Here is a 17,433-nt window from a genome sequence, read left to right on the forward strand (position 1 = left end):
ACCCATCTATTCGCAATTACGTAGCTTGCTTCATCTCATCCGGCAACTCTAGACGCATAGCCAGCATATCTTCTCGCGTTGTGACCCATTGTTCACGACTTGCCCTAATCATCCCAGCATCCATAATCTTACGATCATTAATGACCCGAGAGAACCATTTAACAGCCTCTTGGAAACGTTTTAATCTCCGGTTCAGCTCGCCTAGTAGATACATAAGCTTCGCATTATTCAGATCCATGCCTTCGGTTTCGAATACATTCACATAGGCATCTAACGCAAATGCAAGAAAACGTTCTTCTTGCTCCCAGTCGCCTTTGTCCCGGTAATGCCAAGCCAAATGATGCAATAAACCAGCAACAACACGTGACTTCTCGTTTTTAATTTGAGCGCTTAAAAGCGCCAGCTTAAAGCACTGAATCGAATCTTCCCACGTTCTCTCCCTGCAATAATCCCGCATCGACCAGTTCTGAGCTACTTTTTCGTGGAACATGGCTCGTTCTCCCGGAGTCCATCGATCCGAGAAGTTCTCCGTATGCGCATACCCGCAAAAAGGACAGATCCGCACAACGTAGAAATCAGGATTAATATCCTTATAGTAAAGACAGAAATCCGCATCTGTTCTGCTTGCCTTCTTGAAGCTAGGTCGAACCTTCTTCGTCTTAAATGTATTGGTACAGTAGGTGCATGTTACTGATATCTCATATAAGGGTTCGACCACTTGAAATCCCGCCTTTTCCCTAATTCAGGTAGTAGGAAGAACGGACTAGTCTTCCTCAGGTGTGTTGATGAAATGATACGCAGAACCTCTAAGCCGTTCTATAAGAAAAGCCTGTAAATCATCCGGCATGCCGATGTCTGCCATTGCTTCTGTCATACAAGATAACCATGCATCCGCACGCTCTCTTGTAATCGGGAAAGGCATGTGCCTAGCTCGCATCATCGGATGACCATGGCGATCGGAATACAAAGTTGGGCCACCGAAAAATTGAGTCAGGAACAACGTTTGTTTCTCTATAACTGGATCTATGTTAGCTGGAAAAAGCGGCGAAAGTAACGGGTGCTGCTGTACTTTCGGATAGAAGGCCTCTACCAAACGACTTACCGTTTCCGCCCCCCCCATTAACTCAAATATCGTTCTGTTTTTGCTCTCTGACATACAAAGAAACCTCGCAATTCGTATTCAATAGTTCTCTAAATCCTCGTCCCCTGCTTGCATGAGCGTTTCTCGAATGACAAACACGAACATACAGACAACCAATCCGGCAATGACACCTGTCATTTGAATCACTCCCGACGTATAGGATTTAAGTTTTACTAGTTCTATTTTACCATAAAAACAAGGACTGAACAGTCCATAGTTTAAAATAAACAGACACATAGTCCTACTTCAGTGTGCATGTTTATCTACTTACTATGCCAATAAATTCGGGACGGTATGTATGTCCAAGCTTATTCATATAGTTGAGTAAGAGGAGGTATCCACCGTTTATGCCGAAACAAAACTTCACCCCAGCCTTACTTCTGTCATTTGTTACAATAGCCATCCTTGTATGTTTAGTCCTATTCCCGCATGACGGGTTTGGGGCCGCTTTGCGCGGCGTTTCCATTTGGTGGGATGTACTCTTCCCAGCCCTATTCCCATTCTTCGTCATTTCCGAAATTATGCTCGGCTTCGGGATTGTTCATTTCTTCGGTACACTGCTTGATCCGATGATGCGCCCTGTCTTCCGAATCCCTGGGATTGGCGGATTCGTGATGGCGATGGGTTTTGCCGCTGGATACCCTGTAGCGGCTAAGTTAACTGCACAGCTCTGGGAACAGAAGCTGGTCAACCGGGAAGAAGGTGAACGTCTTGTCGCCTTCACAACGAGTTCAGACCCCATATTTCTGATCGGAGCCGTTTCGATCGGATTTTTCCACGACGCCACCTTAGCTTTTATTTTGGCCATTGCCCACTATGGAGGCTCGTTTATAATTGGTCTCATCATGCGATTTCACGGCAGGAAAGCCCTGCCTACGCCTGGGCCAACTAGGGAGAGGGGATCTATATGGAAACAAGCCTTCCAGACGATGCATAACGCGAGATTACAGGATGGAAGATCATTAGGTATCTTATTAAGTGAATCGATTCTCCATTCTCTCCGCTTAATGTTCGTTGTAGGTGGACTTGTTGTCTTCTTCTCTGTCGTTCTAGAGGTACTTACCTCTGCTCAGGTAATGAATGTGTTCTACCTGTTGATTACTTCCCTCTTATCCATCACAGGATTACCTCACGAGCTCTCGCAAGCGGTCATGAATGGGTTATTCGAAGTCACACTTGGCGCAAAAGCTGCAGGAGGTGCTCCCGCTTCGCTTGCCCTTTCCAGTAAAGTAGCAATAGGCGCCTTCATTCTTTCCTGGGCCGGCATGTCCGTCCATGCTCAAATTGTTAGCTTGTTAAGCCATACGAATATGCGCTATCTCCCTTTTCTATTTGCCCGCCTCCTTCATGGCATTCTCTCTGCGGCTATTGTTCTCCTGATTTGGGAGCCTATGCAGCAATTTCGAAGTCAACAGGCTGTATTCTTGCCGCAGTACGAAGCAAACTCACCCGTATTGAGCTATCTCCAACTTATTTTCCCGATAAGTGCGATGGTCTTTGTTGGTGCTTTTGCTGTCATCATGAGTCTCTATCTTGCATATTCCTTACTTAGACTGGTGTATGAAAAGGTTGGTGGAACAAGATAATATGGGAAACTACGATCATGTTTATAAAGGGAGAGAATATTCAGATATGTTAGCAGCTGACCCCCAAGAGGCCAAAGCTTTACCACAGGCGATTGAGCGACTTCGCGAGCTATCTTATAATTTATGGTTCAGTTGGAACTATGATGCGCTGCAGCTTTTTGAAAGCATGGACCCTGGCCGTTGGAAAGCCCTCGGTCACAATCCCGTTCGACTGCTCCATGAACTAGAGGCTCCTCAGCTTGAAGCATTAAGCCAGAACGCTGATTTCGTCGAGCGCTATCGCCAAGTCATGTTAAGATTCGATACGTATATGAATGAACCCGGTTGGTATTCAAACAACTATGCTGCCGGAGATGATGTGCAAATTGCTTATTTCTCTGCTGAGTTTGGTTTTCATGAATCGCTTCCGATTTATTCGGGCGGGCTTGGCATTCTTGCCGGCGATCACATCAAATCTTCGAGTGACCTAGGCATACCACTTTCAGGTGTGGGCTTACTCTATAAGAAAGGCTATTTCACGCAAAAAATCGATGCGAACGGCAGTCAGCAAAGCGAATTATTCCCCTATGATTTTGAGCAATTACCCATTCGTCCTGTACTTCAAAATAACGAGCAGCTCACCGTTTCACTTGATATCTCCGGCCGCCAAATCACCCTCTTGGTTTGGGCTGCTAAGGTAGGACGCAATCTCGTCTTTTTACTGGATACCGATCATCAAGCCAATAATGACGGAGATAAAGCTTTGACCGCGCAGCTGTATGGCGGGAATCAAGATATGCGGATTGCCCAAGAAATGGTGCTGGGCATCGGTGGAGTCAAGGTACTTCGAGCGCTCGGCATCTACCCGAATGTGTACCATATTAATGAAGGTCACGCAGCTTTCCTGACGTTAGAACGGCTGAAAGAACTGCTTCACTTGGGTCTTCCTTTTCATGTTGCGGTAGAGACTGTTCGCTCTGCCACCGTTTTTACGACCCATACGCCTGTTCCAGCGGGTCACGATACATTCTCCACTCAGATGGTGGAACACTATCTCGGTCATCTTTTGGGCGAGCTGCCTCAGCATAGACAAAGCATTCTTTCATTAGGACTTGATCATAAGTCTGGTCAATTCAATATGACTCATTTGGCGATGAATACGGCAGGACTGCGAAATGGTGTCAGCAAGCTGCATGGGCAGGTTTCACGCGAAATGTTCAAAGAATTCCATGGTCATATTGATGCCGGTGAGGTTCCCATCAGTTCGATCACGAACGGTGTTCATTTGGACACCTGGACCGCCCCTGCTTGGAAGGAACTGTTTGATCGATTCCTCCCTGGCACATGGCGTGAGGAGCAGTCTAACGAGCACCAATGGGCGCAAATCGAGGTTATTCCGAGCGAATCCATTTGGAAGGTTCATCAGCATTTAAAAGAAGATTTAGTGCGTTATGCACGGAATAATCTCATGGAGCAACGCAGGCGTAACGGTGAATCCGAAGAACGGATTGAAGAAGTTCGGCAGTATTTAAACCCTAAAGCCCTTACAATTGGGTTCGCCAGACGCTTCGCCACCTATAAACGAGCCAATCTCATTTTCAATGATTTGTATCGTCTCAAGAAGCTAGTCAACGATCCCGAGCGACCTGTGCAATTTATTTTTGCAGGCAAAGCCCACCCTGCTGATTACCCCGGCCAAGATCTCATTCGAGAGATTTACCGTATTTCTCAGTTAAAAGAGTTTCTAGGTAAAGTCGTTATTCTCGAGAATTATGATATCAACATGGCCCGCTATCTCGTTCAAGGCGTCGATGTCTGGTTAAATAATCCCCGCAGACCTCTTGAGGCAAGCGGTACCAGCGGCCAGAAAGCGGCCATGAATGGCGTTCTTAATTTCAGTGTCCTTGATGGTTGGTGGGAGGAAGGCTACGACGGCAACAACGGCTGGGCTATCGGATCCACAGGAGCCGCGGACTGGGCCGCACAAGAGAAGGAAAATACGAAAGCGATTTATCACCTTCTGGAGAATGAGATTATCCCTCTATACTACAATCAAGGTGAGATTCCTCATCAATGGATTGGACGCATGAAGCGATCCGTTCAATCGCTCAGCCCGGTCTATAACACGCACCGAATGGTGCAGGACTATACGAATCTTTCGTATGTACCAACAGCCAAACGTGCTCGTCTTTTTGTAGCAGATCATTATGATGTGGCGACCAAAGTTGCCGATTACAAGCAGTTCATCCGCAGCAACTGGCATCAGGTTCGAATTGTAAATATTGAGGACCATGCCGATAAATCGACTTCCGACCTTCCCTTAGATGAGATTCAGCCCTCTACGAAAGAAATCTCGGCGCAAATCCATTTCGGCCCTATTTGGCCGCAGGATACGGCAGTAGAAGTCATTTATTATGCAGAAAATGGCGAAACGTGGGAGCAGAAAATCGTCCTCATGGCTCCCATCGGGGAACTTATTGAGCAATCCCAGCATTTTCAAGCCACCATTCCAGCCCATCTTGTTCATGGGCCACACTTCTCAATTCGTGTACGCCCCATCTCAATCAACTTTGCGCATTCGTTTGAACTCTCACTCGTTACCAGCACCTTAACTTCATAATGAGAAAACTTCTACCGAAGCCATTTAATGATGAGCGATATAGGAAAGCGGTTTTCGGTATCGAAAACTTAACTTTCCTATGTGGAAAAATTGGATAACCTCTGTTAAAGCCCCGTTTGGGGCTTTTCTTATTGACTTAGATAAATTATGATGAGAAGAGAATTTACAGGATGTATAGGCAGATGTGAATGTAAATCTAACGACTTGGTGATGCTATGGATTGGAATAAGGTACTAGAATTGGCTTCTTTTTCGCCAAATCAGGATTGTCATATTATCATTGTTGGCGAATGTAAAGATGGACAACCTTTCTGTTTTGAAGATAACTTTGCCCTCGACAAAATAAGTGAAGATTCGATAACCGTATGTCTTGAACAATTAGGCGTTTACCCTTTCGACAAACTCGAACATGTTTCTTTCGTTGAATTTTCTTTCAAAGATGGTGCCATTTTATATTACGCTTATGTCGATTTGCTTGGGCTTGAACTCAAAAAGACAGTCTGTTTCCTGACATTATCCCTTCCTGAAGAAATCTTTCAGCATCAAAACCGCAGACATCCACGTGCTAAGCTTACACTGCGCACACCGATCACACTGCGCGTCGCTGGTATACGAAGCTTATCTGCCCAGAAGGGTGTTGCTTTTACAGGACAACTCCTCGATATTAGTGTTGGCGGATTATCATTTGTTACATCCAACCGACTCTTCTTTCCCTTGATTTTGGAGTTCAGCTTCATTCTCCCGAATGTCTCTCAACCTATGACTGTCTATGGTGAAATTGTACGAGTTACGCATTTCAGCAACGACAGCTATCGGGTTGCCGCAGAATTCCGGTATACTCCTGAATCCATTCTCCAAGAAATTGATGCTTTCTGCTCCAATTATTAAGAAATAATTGTATGAGTACTCAGACCACGCTTACGAAGAAAGTTTCGCTAATGAACAACTCTTAGGAGGAACAAGTTTGAAATATAACGTCATTGAACGAGGCGATGACATTTCCAAGGAGCTGACCGAACGCTTCCACGCTCTCGCCGCTAAGCAAGGCATGCCCAGAGATGAAGATCGTCCCGATATCGTCCTGTCCATTGGTGGGGATGGTACGATGCTCCAAGCATTTCATAAGTATGTCGACAAATTGGATCATATCGCTTTCGTTGGGATCCATACGGGGCATCTTGGATTTTTCGCAGATTGGAAGCCAAATGAGTTAGATCACCTAGCATCACTCATGTTCAATGTCGCTACACCAGAGGAGCTGCACGTCGTGCGCTATCCTGTTGTCGAAATTGAAATTACGACGGACAAAGGTGTGGAAACACATCTTGCACTTAACGAGTTTACGATTCGCGGGATCGAGGTATCACTAGTCGCAAGACTCCACGTCAACGATGAGATGTTCGAAATGTTCCGCGGTGATGGTATTTGCATCTCTTCTCCCGCAGGCAGTACCGCGTACAACAAGAGCTTGGGCGGCGCTATGGTCCATCCGTCCCTTGAAGCTATTCAAATTGCCGAGATCGCATCGATTAATAATCGCGTGTACCGCACATTGGGTTCATCGATGATTTTACCGAAGCATCACCACTGTGACATCTATCCGAAGGCCCAGCAGAATATGCTGCTGTCCTTGGATCATAAATATATGCAGCGTGCCGATGTCGTTTCCATTCGCTGCCGTGTTGCTTCTCATGTCAAAGTGAAATTTGCTCGGTTCCGCCCATTTCCATTCTGGAATCGCGTTCGCGAGGCCTTTGTTGGGCTTGAAGTCAAATAGGGCCTTGAACAACATAACGCCATCTGCGCTCCATACTTACTGGAGTTCAGATGGCGTTATTTTATTTCCTAAATTGCTTAGACTGTAGTTGAACTGATGACTTCCGCTGGTGTTTGCTGTTTAGGTGCATTTACTTTCTCGATAATAAAGTAAGCACAGCCGAAGTTGCAGTACTCGTTCAAGTAATCTTGAAGAGCTGCGATGGAGGATTCTTTGGTCGCCTTCGGGTGGATTTCTTTGAAAAAACCCCTTAGCCGCAATTGACTGTATCCCCAATCTCCTACGATATAATCGTATCGCTCCAATACTTCGCTGAAGCGTTCCTTGAACACCTCAAAATTCCAACCATTTTTGTGGTCAGTTACAAGCTCATATGTTTTATTGGCAATATGAATCATGGTGGTAGGAAGCTCTCCTTTCTATGATCCGTTCAATGAATGCTAAACGCTAGATGCTGCTTTCACCTGTTCGTGCGCATGATAGGAACTACGTACTAGCGGGCCTGATTCCACATGCTTAAAGCCCCGTTTCATGCCCTCTTCCTTCAACATGGCGAACTGTTCAGGTGTATAATATTTGGAGACAGATAAATGTGTCGTAGACGGTTGTAAATATTGGCCGATTGTCATAATATCACAATCCACTTTACGCAGGTCCTCCATCGTTTGAAGCAACTCGTCCCACTCTTCCCCTACACCAATCATGACACTAGATTTTGTTGGGATGTTAGGGGCTAACCGTTTAGAACGCTGCAATAATTCGAGTGAACGATGGTATTTCGCTTTGGAACGAACCCGATCAGACATCCGCTCGACCGTTTCCATATTGTGATTCAGAATATCTGGTTTGGCCTCAAGCACAGTAGCCAGTGATTCTTCACGACCAAGGAAGTCAGGAATTAACACCTCAACTGTACACATCGGCAGTTTACGTCGGATCGCCTTAATCGTCTCTGCGAAAATCATGGCACCGCCATCCGTTAAATCGTCGCGTGCCACCGAAGTAACAACACAATGACGAAGCCCCATTTGCAGCGCTGCGTCTGCAACACGTTCTGGCTCTTCCAAATCAAGCTCAGTAGGGAGGCCTGTTTTAACTGCACAGAAGCGGCAAGCACGCGTACAAATATCACCCAATATCATAAAAGTCGCTGTCCGGTTCGCCCAGCATTCATGAATGTTCGGACACTTGGCTTCTTCACAAACTGTATGCAACGTCTTGGAACGCATCATAGATTTAATTTCTTTGAAATTCTCATCGGTCTTAAGATTAATTTTTAACCAGTCTGGTTTTCTCTCTAATACTTTTCTAGGCACTGTAATTCCCGCCTTTTTATTTGGTTTCTCAATGATGTTATTATAACATGAATGACTGACAAAACAATCCACTTTGGGGGTCACTTGTGATACACTTGTTTAGATGGACCAAAACAGCTCAGCTTACTACATCAAGGCTGTATGGGAGGAAAGAAACATGAGCATAACTGAAGTGACGCGCGAGAAAGATCGCAAGCTTGGCGAAATTTTAAGAAACATGGGCCGTGTCATCGTCGCCTTCTCCGGAGGGGTAGACAGCACATTCGTCCTCAAACGCGCACAGCAAGAGCTTGGTGATCAAGTACTTGCCGTGACCGCAGCATCGGAAACGTTTCCCACGAGGGAGTTCGATGCCGCTGCACAACTAGCAGAGCAATTCGGCGTTCGCTTGCACAAAACAGAGGTAAAGGAATTGGAGAATGCGAATTTCGTAGCCAATAATCCTGACCGTTGTTACCACTGCAAGACGGGGCTTTATTCCCATTTGCAAGATATTGCCAAAGAACTGGGTTATCCATATATCCTAGATGGCTCCAATGTAGATGACTTAGGCGACTACAGACCAGGTCTTCAAGCGAAGAATGAGCAAGGCGTCCGCAGTACACTGCAGGAAGCTGGCTTAACCAAAGACGAGATCCGAGCGCTATCCAAAGAGCTTGGTCTAAGCACATGGAACAAACCTTCTTTCGCCTGCTTATCTTCTCGTATACCGTATGGTACACAAATCGAGAAATGGAAGATTGACCAATTGGATGAAGGAGAATACTTCTTATCCCAGCTTGGTCTCTACCAAGTTCGCGTACGCCACCACGAGAAAATTGCCCGAATTGAAGTCATGCCAGATGAAATTCACAAGGTCGTTGAACATCGTGATGCGATCTATGAAAAATTCAGCAAGCTTGGCTTTACGTATGTCACCTTAGACCTGCAAGGCTACCGTACGGGCAGTATGAATGAAGTCCTGTCCCAAGAAACCAAAGATAAGGTGAAAGAAGCTTCCTTATGATGGACTTAGAGAAGATCTTAAAACTTGTTCAGGCCGGCGATCTGGACATTGACGAAGCCAAGAAGCAAATCATCAAGGAAGGCGGCTCAGGTCCCGCCAACCTTGATCTAGGATTTGCGCAGCTCGACATCGATCGCGAGAAGCGTACAGGCTTCCCCGAGGTTATTTTCGGGGAAGGCAAGACGCCCGAGCAGATCGAGGCTATTTTCCGGCGGCTGATGGAGCACACCGACCGCGTGCTTGCCACGCGCGTCGACGCGGCCAAAGCCGCCTATGTCGTAGCCAACGTGGAAGGTGTCACCTACCACGAAACCGCACGGGCGCTCACTTGGTTTAAGCGCCCGCTGCTCAAAGTCCACGACGGCTATATCGCCGTCGTATGCGCAGGCACCTCCGACCTCCCCGTGGCGGAGGAGGCGGCCCTTACGGCAGAATGCCTGGGCAGCCACGTTGAACGCGTGTTCGACGTGGGTGTCGCTGGCATTCATCGGCTTTTCCGCCGGCTCGAGCTCATTCGCGGTGCGAATGCGATTGTGGTTGTAGCCGGCATGGAAGGTGCACTCGCCAGTGTCATGGGCGGGCTTGTGTCTAAACCCATCGTCGCGGTGCCGACGAGTATTGGATACGGAGCGCACCTTGCCGGGATCGCCCCTTTGCTGTCCATGCTGAATAGCTGCTCGCCTGGCATCTCCGTCGTTAACATCGACAATGGTTTTGGCGCTGGTTACTATGCAGGACTCATTAACAAAAATATGTCGAAACGAGCGTGAACAACGACTATGCGCATTTTATATTTGGACTGCTTCTCTGGCATTAGCGGCGATATGACCCTTGGCGCTTTGGTGGATGCGGGAGCAGACCGTGCTTATATCGAGGATGAGCTTTCCAAAATCAAACTAGAGCCATACACCTTGGAATGGAAGCGAGTTGTGAAACGCGGCATTTCTGCCCTTAAACTAGATGTCATACTCGATCCAGAATATCCTCCTAAGCAACACAGACATTATTCACAAATCGTCGATGCCATTCAAAAAGCAGCATTCAATGAGCGTGTTACAGCCCTAAGCTTAGCTATTTTTGAGAAAATTGCGATTGCTGAAGCTAAGATTCACGGAACCCCTATTGAAAAAGTACATTTTCATGAAGTTGGTGCCATTGATTCGATCGTCGACATCGTAGGTGTTGCCTTAGCCATCGATTCCTTGCAGATCGAGCGTATTTTCTCCTCTCCGGTACCTCTAGGATCAGGAACCATACATATCGATCATGGTATTTATCCAGTTCCCGCTCCTGCCACACTGGAGATGATGAAAGGCATACCTATCGCTTCAACTCCTTATAGTTTAGAAATGACAACGCCAACTGGGGCCGGTATTATTTCCGGTATTGTTGATGAGTTCTCCAAAAGCTTCCCTCCGATGGTCGTTAACCAAATCGGTTATGGTGCAGGCACAAGAGACTTGCCTAAACAGCCTAATGTTCTACGTGTTGTCGTTGGCAAAATTGATCCGCTCATTGGGAAGTGGCAAGTTAGCCACGAACACCTAGCACATGATCATAGTCATGAACATACGCATACGCACGATGATCATCATCACCACCATGACCACAATCACGATCATTCACATAGCCATAATCATGACCATCATCACGATCACTCACACAGCCATGATCATGACCATCATCACGATCACTCACACAGCCATGATCATGACCATCACCACGATCACTCGCACAGCCATGATCATGACCATCACCACGATCACTCGCACAGCCATGATCACACTCATACACACACACATCATGGCGCCGCACCTAGCTCACCTCAATAGTCGCTTACATGACAAACGCCCTTCCATTATTTTGGAAGAGCGTTTTTTTCTCTTTTTTGCCCAATAAATAACATTCTTACTTCCTCGTATACCTTCTTCAAAGGAACGTCATGTATCCGCGCCACTTGTTCACATTCTTTAAACTCAGGTGCGAATTGCACCAACTTCCCCTCATGATAACCGACTTTTACCGTTAAAGGTCCCCAAGGTGTTTCAACATGCTCAAATTCTCTTGCCAATCGATGACATGATGCATGGAGATAGCGAATGCCCAGCGTAGTTGTTTCACTAAAAATAATATCTTCAATTGAAGACAGTCGCCCTTCATCCACTAATACATTCAGCATCACACCTGGACGCCCTCGTTTCATAATAATGGGTACCATATAAACATCGTTAGCTCCTGCGTCAAACAGCTTATCCATCACATACGTCATCCACTCCGGATTCATATCATCCAAATTAGCTTGTACTAACAACATATGATCGTCAACATGCTCTTCTCTATGGTTAAAAGACACTCATCTCACCTCTTACTGGCATCATAGCAAATATCCCGGGGCAACGAAAGATCGAAGGATAAACAACAAGACATCCGTACATCCTAAGAACTAACATTTCAGGAAGGATGATAGAGATGCAAAGCAGAGCATTTTGGTCAAAGGTTCTCGTCCTTAGCCTCCTCCTATCAACAAGTGCAATACCACCTTTTTCAAATATTGACGGAACACTCGCTAGGGCTCATAACCAGATTACACCAATTCCAAGCTCCCAACCGACCAAACCATCACAAGCGGAGCGCAAAGAGCTTTTTGAGAAAATAAGCTTACTCTCTGGTATTCCTTGGACGTACCTAGCAGCTGTAGACCAATATGAGAAAACCATCAATATTGCCAAAAAAAGAACAGTTCAGCAAAGCCTCACGAACATTTATTTTTCAGAACTTGTATGGGCGGGCATACTGAATCCAGATCCACAAGACACCAATTTGAAAAGTGTTTCCTTCTTCCATGGCTTAGGCCGAGATGGATCGGGGGACGGCATTGCTGACCGGAACAACGATTTAGATGTATTAGCGGCTATGGCAGCGATCTTAGGCAACAATGGAACAAGAGTAGATACTTTACAGACGAACCTTTGGAACTATTACCACAACGCACGTAGTGTTGAACGCATACGTCAATTCACTGCGATCTATGAAACATTGGGCACATTAGAGGCAAATGCTCATGCATTTCCACTGCCTGTTACATCCAACTACTCTTACCGCAGCACTTGGGGAGATAGTCGCGGTTGGGGAGGCCATCGTACCCACGAAGGGACTGATCTTTTCGCTGGCTACGGCGTCCCAGTTAGAAGTACGTGCTACGGTATCGTTGAAATCAAAGGATGGAACCCCTACGGTGGTTGGCGAATTGGTATTCGTGACCTCAATAACATTTATCACTACTACGCCCACCTATCTGGCTTTCAAAAATCTATCAAAATAAACGATATCGTCAAACCCGGACAAACCCTCGGTTGGGTCGGCAGCTCTGGCTATGGAAAACCAGGTACATCCGGCAAATTTCCTCCGCATCTTCATTTCGGGCTATATCGCGATAACGGTACTACAGAGTGGAGTTATGATCCCTATCCATCCTTACGAAGATGGGAGCGCGAAGAACGAGGCAAGATGAAATAAACCCGCCATCTTATGGTGGGTTTATTTTTTAGAACTTTTATTTAATTACACCATCCTTAGGTGTAGCATTTGTTGCCCCTGTGTGCGGAATAGTAGGTAGTGTTATGCTCGGTGGACTGCCTTCCTTCGAACTTCCCACCGGATTTCCTTTATTATCATAATAATAAGTTGGAACATCCCCCACTACAAGCGAATAAGAAATAGGAATTTCTGTTTCTACAATTTCTGTTTCTGAATCGAAAGGAATAATAACAGATACTTCTGCAACAATGTGTACATAGACTTCAAACATCACCATATTAATGCCAACATTTTGAGTTCGCGTATTTAAATCCACTTTCACACTTCCAACAGGCAGTAATCTAATCGGGATATCTGGGCCAAAAGAGGCAAGAATCGCACTATTCATAGCCTGCCCGAGGGGAATATGATCTGCAATACTTTCCAGATTGTTCAACTCACCTTGGACCGTTTTAATAGCCTCCGAAGTAATCCTCATATGCTCATTATAATTCAACATAAAACCTGTAATCTTATTGTTTTTATCCATTTTCCAATCAATTAATTGCTCCGCATTCGTTCCCCCTGCCACATGATCGGCAATTGCACTATTTATCGCTTGAGTTGCAATCTGCTTAACCCTAACCTTCGCTAGGTTCATCAAAGGCGGTCTTAAATTTCGTTCTATAAAAATAAAAAACTGAATACAAAACAAGACTAAGATGAGCAAACCAATCCACAGTACCTTTTTACGGCTTGTTTTCACAGTTGGCCTGCTTCTCCATCGTCGCCTCTGCAGCATGCTTCTCCCCCTTCCTCTAACCTACTTATTCGTATAATTCATTAGTACTACCTTATGCGGACATGTTTTGAAAAAGACGATCCAATCCTCCACCATCCCTCACTCCATTCAAACTAACCAAAGCCCAATCACATATTCCCTACTTACTGGATTTGCCTCAACTGCTCGATCCCATTTCCTTCACACTACCTTTCCCCTATTGCAATACACTTTTTCACCCTCACAACCCCAGTTGTACTCCCCGTTTCCCCCTCTTCCATGCACTTCCTACTTGCCCTTCGCCATACACTACCCTAACTACATTACTCGGTCACCTTCGCCCCAATACTCTACCTACTTCCTCACTCGGTCCCCTTCGGCCTTCACCAATGCTCTACCTATTTCATCACTCGGTCCCCTTCGGCCTTCACCAATGCTCTACCTATTTCATCACTCGGTCACGTTCTCCAGTAAACTACTCCATCCCCCTCTGCCTGCTTTCCAGCTTTCGCCATCCCCCAGTACAATCTCTCTCAATCCGTATCTCCACTATCCCCTTCACTCAGGAAAAAGAATAACTTATTTTATCCAAATTATTGAAAACAGATCATACGTTTGGTATAATTAACATAGAGAACAAATGTTCCGTTTTGTTTTTAAGGGAGAACTTTTATGGAAATTTCTAATTTGTCTTACGAGCAGTTTCATAATTATTTTTCTTCTGAAGATACCTGCATCGACTTTCTTTTTAAAACAAAATGGCCCAATGGCTTTCAATGCCCACATTGCGATAATCGTCATGCCTACGTAACTACAACTCGACGTTTACCGTTGTATGAGTGTTCCCGTTGTCGTTTCCAAGCCTCCTTACTTTCAGGAACGATTATGGAAGGCTCTAGGACTGAACTTCGCAAGTGGTTATTGGCAATCTTCCTAATTTCGCGTACTCATGTTGGAACTACTGCCATGGAGCTTTCAAAACTTATTAGCGTCACTTACAAAACCGCCTGGTTAATCCTACATAAAATTCGCACTTCCATCCTACAGGCAGATAACCAAAATCAACTGACGGGAACAGTACAAATTAACTCCGCTATCTATGGAAAACCCTTCAACCCAAGCGTTCATAAACATCCTCAAGAACATCTCCTGCTCGTAGGCTCCTCGCTCAATGATTTAGGCGAACCTACATATATCAAAATTAAACATGTTATCCCCTTACATCCTAGAAATAAGCATATTACTAGAAGCGATATTTCAACCTTCCATGAACAACATATCGAACCAACTGTAAATGAAATTCATACGACTACTGGTTTTTATGCCCCCAAGCGGCAGCGCCCCCTACTTGAAGTTGCTAAACAAGCAAGCACTTGGATGAATACTACCTTCCATGGCATCGGTGCCCGTCATCTTCAGAATTATTTAGCCGAGTTCTGCTACCGAATAAATCTAACTTCATTGAACATGCCTATCTTCGAAAACTTAATTAAACGCTGCATATTTAATTTCACTGTACCTCCACCGACTACTACATCTTAAGCGCGCGACTCGCATTTTCCCTTTTCAACTCATTCAAACTCTTCATGTTATTTAGTTATCACCAACTACTAAAATTATGAACAAGTCGCTTAAAGTTGTGATGGTCTATTAAGTTCGTTCAGTAGTTGAGTTGTACAATAATTTGGTTGTTGGGTCTGTTCATTCCTTCTTGGTCTGTTAGTCTTATTCGGTTGTCGCCTCTGTTTCCCTCATTCTCAGTCAGTGGGCTTATTCGGTTCTCTGCTCTGTTCACTCCTTCTCGGTCAGTTGATCTTATTCGGTTGTCTCCCCTGTTTCGCTCCTTCTCAGTCAGTGGGCTATTTCAATTGTCGAGTCTGTTCACTCCTTCTCGGTCAGTTGATCTTATTCGGTTGTCTCCCCTGTTTCGCTCCTTCTCAGTCAGTGGGCTATTTCAATTGTCGAGTCTGTTCACTCCTTCTCGGTCAGTTGATCTTATTCGGTTGTCTCCCCTGTTTCGCTCCTTCTCAGTCAGTGGGCTATTTCAATTGTCGAGTCTGTTCACTCCTTCTCGGTCAGTTGATCTTATTCGGTTGTCTCCCCTGTTTCGCTCCTTCTCAGTCAGTGGGCTATTTCAATTGTCGAGTCTGTTCACTCCTTCTCGGTCAGTTGATCTTATTCGGTTGTCTCCCCTGTTTCGCTCCTTCTCAGTCAGTGGGCTATTTCAATTGTCGAGTCTGTTCACTCCTTCTCGGTCAGTTGATCTTATTCGGTTGTCTCCCCTGTTTCGCTCCTTCTCAGTCAGTGGGCTATTTCAGTTGTCGGGTCTGCTCACTCCTTCTCTGTCAGTTGATCTTATTCGGTTGTCTCCCCTGTTTCGCTCCTTCTCAGTCAGTGGGCTATTTCAGTTGTCGGGTCTGTTCACTCCTTCTCTGTCAGTGGGGCTTATTCGGTTGCTTAGATTATTCCTAAATCAAAGTACTTCTGTTTTCCTGAGCTAAGGGGATAGTGGAGATAGGTAGCTGTAGAAGATATAGTACGCTAGATAAGAACGCGAATAGCTTTTATAATGGTTCAAAAATTGGGAATTTTATAGCGGGTAACTAAGGAGCCGGCATTCAATAGTAGACTAATCGAGGGAGTATGGGAAAATTAGAAGTAGCAAGGTAGAAGAACGAAAAACTTTCGTCCCCATCACTTGGATAGTTTCGAAAGTTTGGAATGCATGAATATGTAGCGGTTAGAATGACTAGGGGCTATCGTCTGTAGCAGCTGTCCAATTTAGTAGCGATCCATAATTAATTGTGTCTTCAAAGAATCTTGGGCCAAGAACCAACCCTTGCCTTGTAGATAGGTAATTAACTCATCATGTTTGGTAGATGCTGTCGTCTGGCTTGTTGTTTTGAAAGAAGCTTCCACAACGTATTCTGTGCCTGTCCCAGCTGCATTCTTAATTGGCCAAACTTCAATGTACAACTGCAAACCACTCCATGTACCAATGGAACGTTTAGCAAGAACTGGACCGAAAACACGCGATGTGGATAGTTTACTGGTTCCCCAACCGCTGGAAACCCAGTTGTTAAATTTATCAGGAGCGTTATTGATTAACAAACTGCGAGAATCAGCTAGGTTAGGCAGATCCATACCGCTATATCCTGATTTACTTCCTTTTTTTGAGCGTGTAATACTTAGCGTTTTCTTTTGGTAACCCCACTCGATTTGCGCTTCGTAACCTGTATCTCCAGAATTAAATCCTTGTTGATTCGCCAATGTGAGCGCACCATTAATGTCACTTCCTGTAATGGCATATCTCTTTTTATAGCTAAGTTCAAAATCACTTTCGCCTTCTGTCTTACGTATGCGTGGACTCCAGCCATTGTTATAGATATCTTTGGTATTTGTATCTAGGAATTCTACGTTCATCTTGGTGACAGTCTCCGGCATGCCAAAGGCTGATCTTACACTGCTTGTCAATTTGAAATCAGTTCCAAGTACAACACTTGGGTTAAGGAGAAGCTTTACCTCGTAATCTGGAACCATGTTGCTTGCTGCACTCGCTGGCTGTGGTGCCGTACCCAGACCAGCCAGTAAACTAGTCCCTACTACGGCTGCCATAATGACCGTCATTGCATTTTTCTTAAACATCATTTCATCTCCTCTACGTTTCTGGAAAGTTTTACCCTTACAGACATGAGCATAAAGGTGAATTGTT

Annotated in this window: 16 protein-coding genes; 9 read left to right on the forward strand and 7 right to left on the reverse strand. The window is 45.3% G+C overall.

All coding sequences use genetic code 11. The annotated features are described in order from the left end of the window. Positions 1–16: 16 nt before the first annotated feature. Together A8708_RS25335 and A8708_RS25340 are read right to left on the reverse strand one after the other, a co-directional pair. Positions 17–718, reverse strand: coding sequence for a DUF2225 domain-containing protein (locus A8708_RS25335; RefSeq protein WP_068668186.1), 702 nt, complete (start codon positions 716–718; stop codon positions 17–19). A gap of 45 nt (positions 719–763) precedes the next feature. Continuing rightward, positions 764–1,156, reverse strand: a complete 393-nt coding sequence (locus tag A8708_RS25340) for a globin domain-containing protein (RefSeq protein WP_068668189.1) — start codon at positions 1,154–1,156, stop codon at positions 764–766. 332 nt (positions 1,157–1,488) lie between these two features. Between A8708_RS25340 and ylbJ the strand changes: the two genes are divergently transcribed. From ylbJ to A8708_RS25360, 4 genes are all read left to right on the forward strand, one after another. After that, a complete protein-coding gene (gene ylbJ / locus A8708_RS25345) occupies positions 1,489–2,727 on the forward strand; it encodes a sporulation integral membrane protein YlbJ (protein ID WP_068668190.1) in 1,239 nt (412 codons plus the stop codon). A 1-nt stretch (position 2,728) separates the two neighbouring features. Continuing rightward, complete coding sequence (gene glgP / locus A8708_RS25350; protein ID WP_239696841.1) at positions 2,729–5,326, forward strand: alpha-glucan family phosphorylase; 2,598 nt, start codon at positions 2,729–2,731, stop codon at positions 5,324–5,326. A 215-nt stretch (positions 5,327–5,541) separates the two neighbouring features. Beyond that, entirely contained in the window at positions 5,542–6,213 is a 672-nt protein-coding gene (locus A8708_RS25355) for a flagellar brake protein (RefSeq protein ID WP_068668192.1), read from the forward strand. Between the two features lie 76 nt (positions 6,214–6,289). Beyond that, the gene (locus A8708_RS25360) at positions 6,290–7,102 is read left to right on the forward strand and encodes an NAD kinase (RefSeq protein WP_068668194.1); all 813 of its coding nucleotides are present in this window, start codon (positions 6,290–6,292) and stop codon (positions 7,100–7,102) included. A 77-nt stretch (positions 7,103–7,179) separates the two neighbouring features. Here the strand turns inward: A8708_RS25360 and A8708_RS25365 are convergent, their stop codons facing one another. Continuing rightward, positions 7,180–7,500, reverse strand: a complete 321-nt coding sequence (locus A8708_RS25365; RefSeq protein WP_065850742.1) for a YutD family protein — start codon at positions 7,498–7,500, stop codon at positions 7,180–7,182. Positions 7,501–7,542: 42 nt separating this feature from the next. Continuing rightward, positions 7,543–8,502 carry a lipoyl synthase gene (gene lipA, locus A8708_RS25370; protein ID WP_338044236.1) on the reverse strand — a complete coding sequence of 320 codons (960 nt, stop codon included), beginning with the start codon at positions 8,500–8,502 and terminating at the stop codon, positions 7,543–7,545. 73 nt (positions 8,503–8,575) lie between these two features. On the opposite strand from lipA, the gene larE reads away from it, so the two are divergent. Genes larE through larC form a run of 3 tightly spaced genes read left to right on the forward strand, consistent with a single transcriptional unit; the run spans position 8,576 to position 11,256 of the window. Beyond that, entirely contained in the window at positions 8,576–9,424 is an 849-nt protein-coding gene (larE, locus tag A8708_RS25375; protein ID WP_068668198.1) for an ATP-dependent sacrificial sulfur transferase LarE, read from the forward strand. After that, positions 9,421–10,194 (forward strand): nickel pincer cofactor biosynthesis protein LarB, encoded by a 774-nt coding sequence (gene larB / locus A8708_RS25380; protein WP_068668200.1) that lies wholly within the window; start codon positions 9,421–9,423, stop codon positions 10,192–10,194. The genes larE and larB overlap by 4 nt, the downstream gene beginning before the upstream one ends. A 9-nt stretch (positions 10,195–10,203) precedes the next feature. Continuing rightward, positions 10,204–11,256: a nickel pincer cofactor biosynthesis protein LarC gene (gene larC / locus A8708_RS25385; RefSeq protein WP_068668202.1), complete on the forward strand. Its 1,053-nt coding sequence runs from the start codon at positions 10,204–10,206 to the stop codon at positions 11,254–11,256. Between the two features lie 26 nt (positions 11,257–11,282). Here larC and larC2 read toward each other — a convergent pair whose 3' ends face one another. Further along, positions 11,283–11,777, reverse strand: coding sequence for a nickel pincer cofactor biosynthesis protein LarC2 (larC2, locus tag A8708_RS25390; RefSeq protein WP_068668204.1), 495 nt, complete (start codon positions 11,775–11,777; stop codon positions 11,283–11,285). A 116-nt stretch (positions 11,778–11,893) separates the two neighbouring features. On the opposite strand from larC2, the gene A8708_RS25395 reads away from it, so the two are divergent. After that, positions 11,894–12,940: a M23 family metallopeptidase gene (locus A8708_RS25395; RefSeq protein WP_082927792.1), complete on the forward strand. Its 1,047-nt coding sequence runs from the start codon at positions 11,894–11,896 to the stop codon at positions 12,938–12,940. A 37-nt stretch (positions 12,941–12,977) separates the two neighbouring features. On the opposite strand, the gene yunB is transcribed toward A8708_RS25395, so the two are convergent. Next, positions 12,978–13,706, reverse strand: a complete 729-nt coding sequence (yunB, locus tag A8708_RS25400) for a sporulation protein YunB (protein WP_239696842.1) — start codon at positions 13,704–13,706, stop codon at positions 12,978–12,980. Positions 13,707–14,393: 687 nt separating this feature from the next. On the opposite strand from yunB, the gene A8708_RS25405 reads away from it, so the two are divergent. Continuing rightward, positions 14,394–15,263, forward strand: coding sequence for a transposase (locus A8708_RS25405; protein ID WP_068668208.1), 870 nt, complete (start codon positions 14,394–14,396; stop codon positions 15,261–15,263). A gap of 1,239 nt (positions 15,264–16,502) precedes the next feature. On the opposite strand, the gene A8708_RS25410 is transcribed toward A8708_RS25405, so the two are convergent. Continuing rightward, positions 16,503–17,366 carry a hypothetical protein gene (locus A8708_RS25410; protein ID WP_068668210.1) on the reverse strand — a complete coding sequence of 288 codons (864 nt, stop codon included), beginning with the start codon at positions 17,364–17,366 and terminating at the stop codon, positions 16,503–16,505. Between the last annotated feature and the right edge of the window lie 67 nt (positions 17,367–17,433).

Origin of the sequence: Paenibacillus oryzisoli, assembly GCF_001653565.1 — a bacterium.
GTDB classification, from domain to species: Bacteria; Bacillota; Bacilli; order Paenibacillales; family NBRC-103111; genus Paenibacillus_E; species Paenibacillus_E oryzisoli.

What these genes read in the sequence shown, in the direction of transcription:
- ylbJ (WP_068668190.1), top strand. Translation starts at nt 1,489, where the DNA reads ATGCCGAAACAAAACTTCACCCCAGCCTTACTTCTGTCATTTGTTACA.
- larB (WP_068668200.1), top strand. Translation starts at nt 9,421, where the DNA reads ATGATGGACTTAGAGAAGATCTTAAAACTTGTTCAGGCCGGCGATCTG.
- glgP (WP_239696841.1), top strand. Translation starts at nt 2,729, where the DNA reads ATGGGAAACTACGATCATGTTTATAAAGGGAGAGAATATTCAGATATG.
- larE (WP_068668198.1), top strand. Translation starts at nt 8,576, where the DNA reads ATGAGCATAACTGAAGTGACGCGCGAGAAAGATCGCAAGCTTGGCGAA.
- A8708_RS25340 (WP_068668189.1), bottom strand. Translation starts at nt 1,156, where the DNA reads ATGTCAGAGAGCAAAAACAGAACGATATTTGAGTTAATGGGGGGGGCG.
- A8708_RS25365 (WP_065850742.1), bottom strand. Translation starts at nt 7,500, where the DNA reads ATGATTCATATTGCCAATAAAACATATGAGCTTGTAACTGACCACAAA.
- larC (WP_068668202.1), top strand. Translation starts at nt 10,204, where the DNA reads ATGCGCATTTTATATTTGGACTGCTTCTCTGGCATTAGCGGCGATATG.
- A8708_RS25405 (WP_068668208.1), top strand. Translation starts at nt 14,394, where the DNA reads ATGGAAATTTCTAATTTGTCTTACGAGCAGTTTCATAATTATTTTTCT.
- A8708_RS25395 (WP_082927792.1), top strand. Translation starts at nt 11,894, where the DNA reads ATGCAAAGCAGAGCATTTTGGTCAAAGGTTCTCGTCCTTAGCCTCCTC.
- A8708_RS25410 (WP_068668210.1), bottom strand. Translation starts at nt 17,366, where the DNA reads ATGTTTAAGAAAAATGCAATGACGGTCATTATGGCAGCCGTAGTAGGG.
- A8708_RS25355 (WP_068668192.1), top strand. Translation starts at nt 5,542, where the DNA reads ATGGATTGGAATAAGGTACTAGAATTGGCTTCTTTTTCGCCAAATCAG.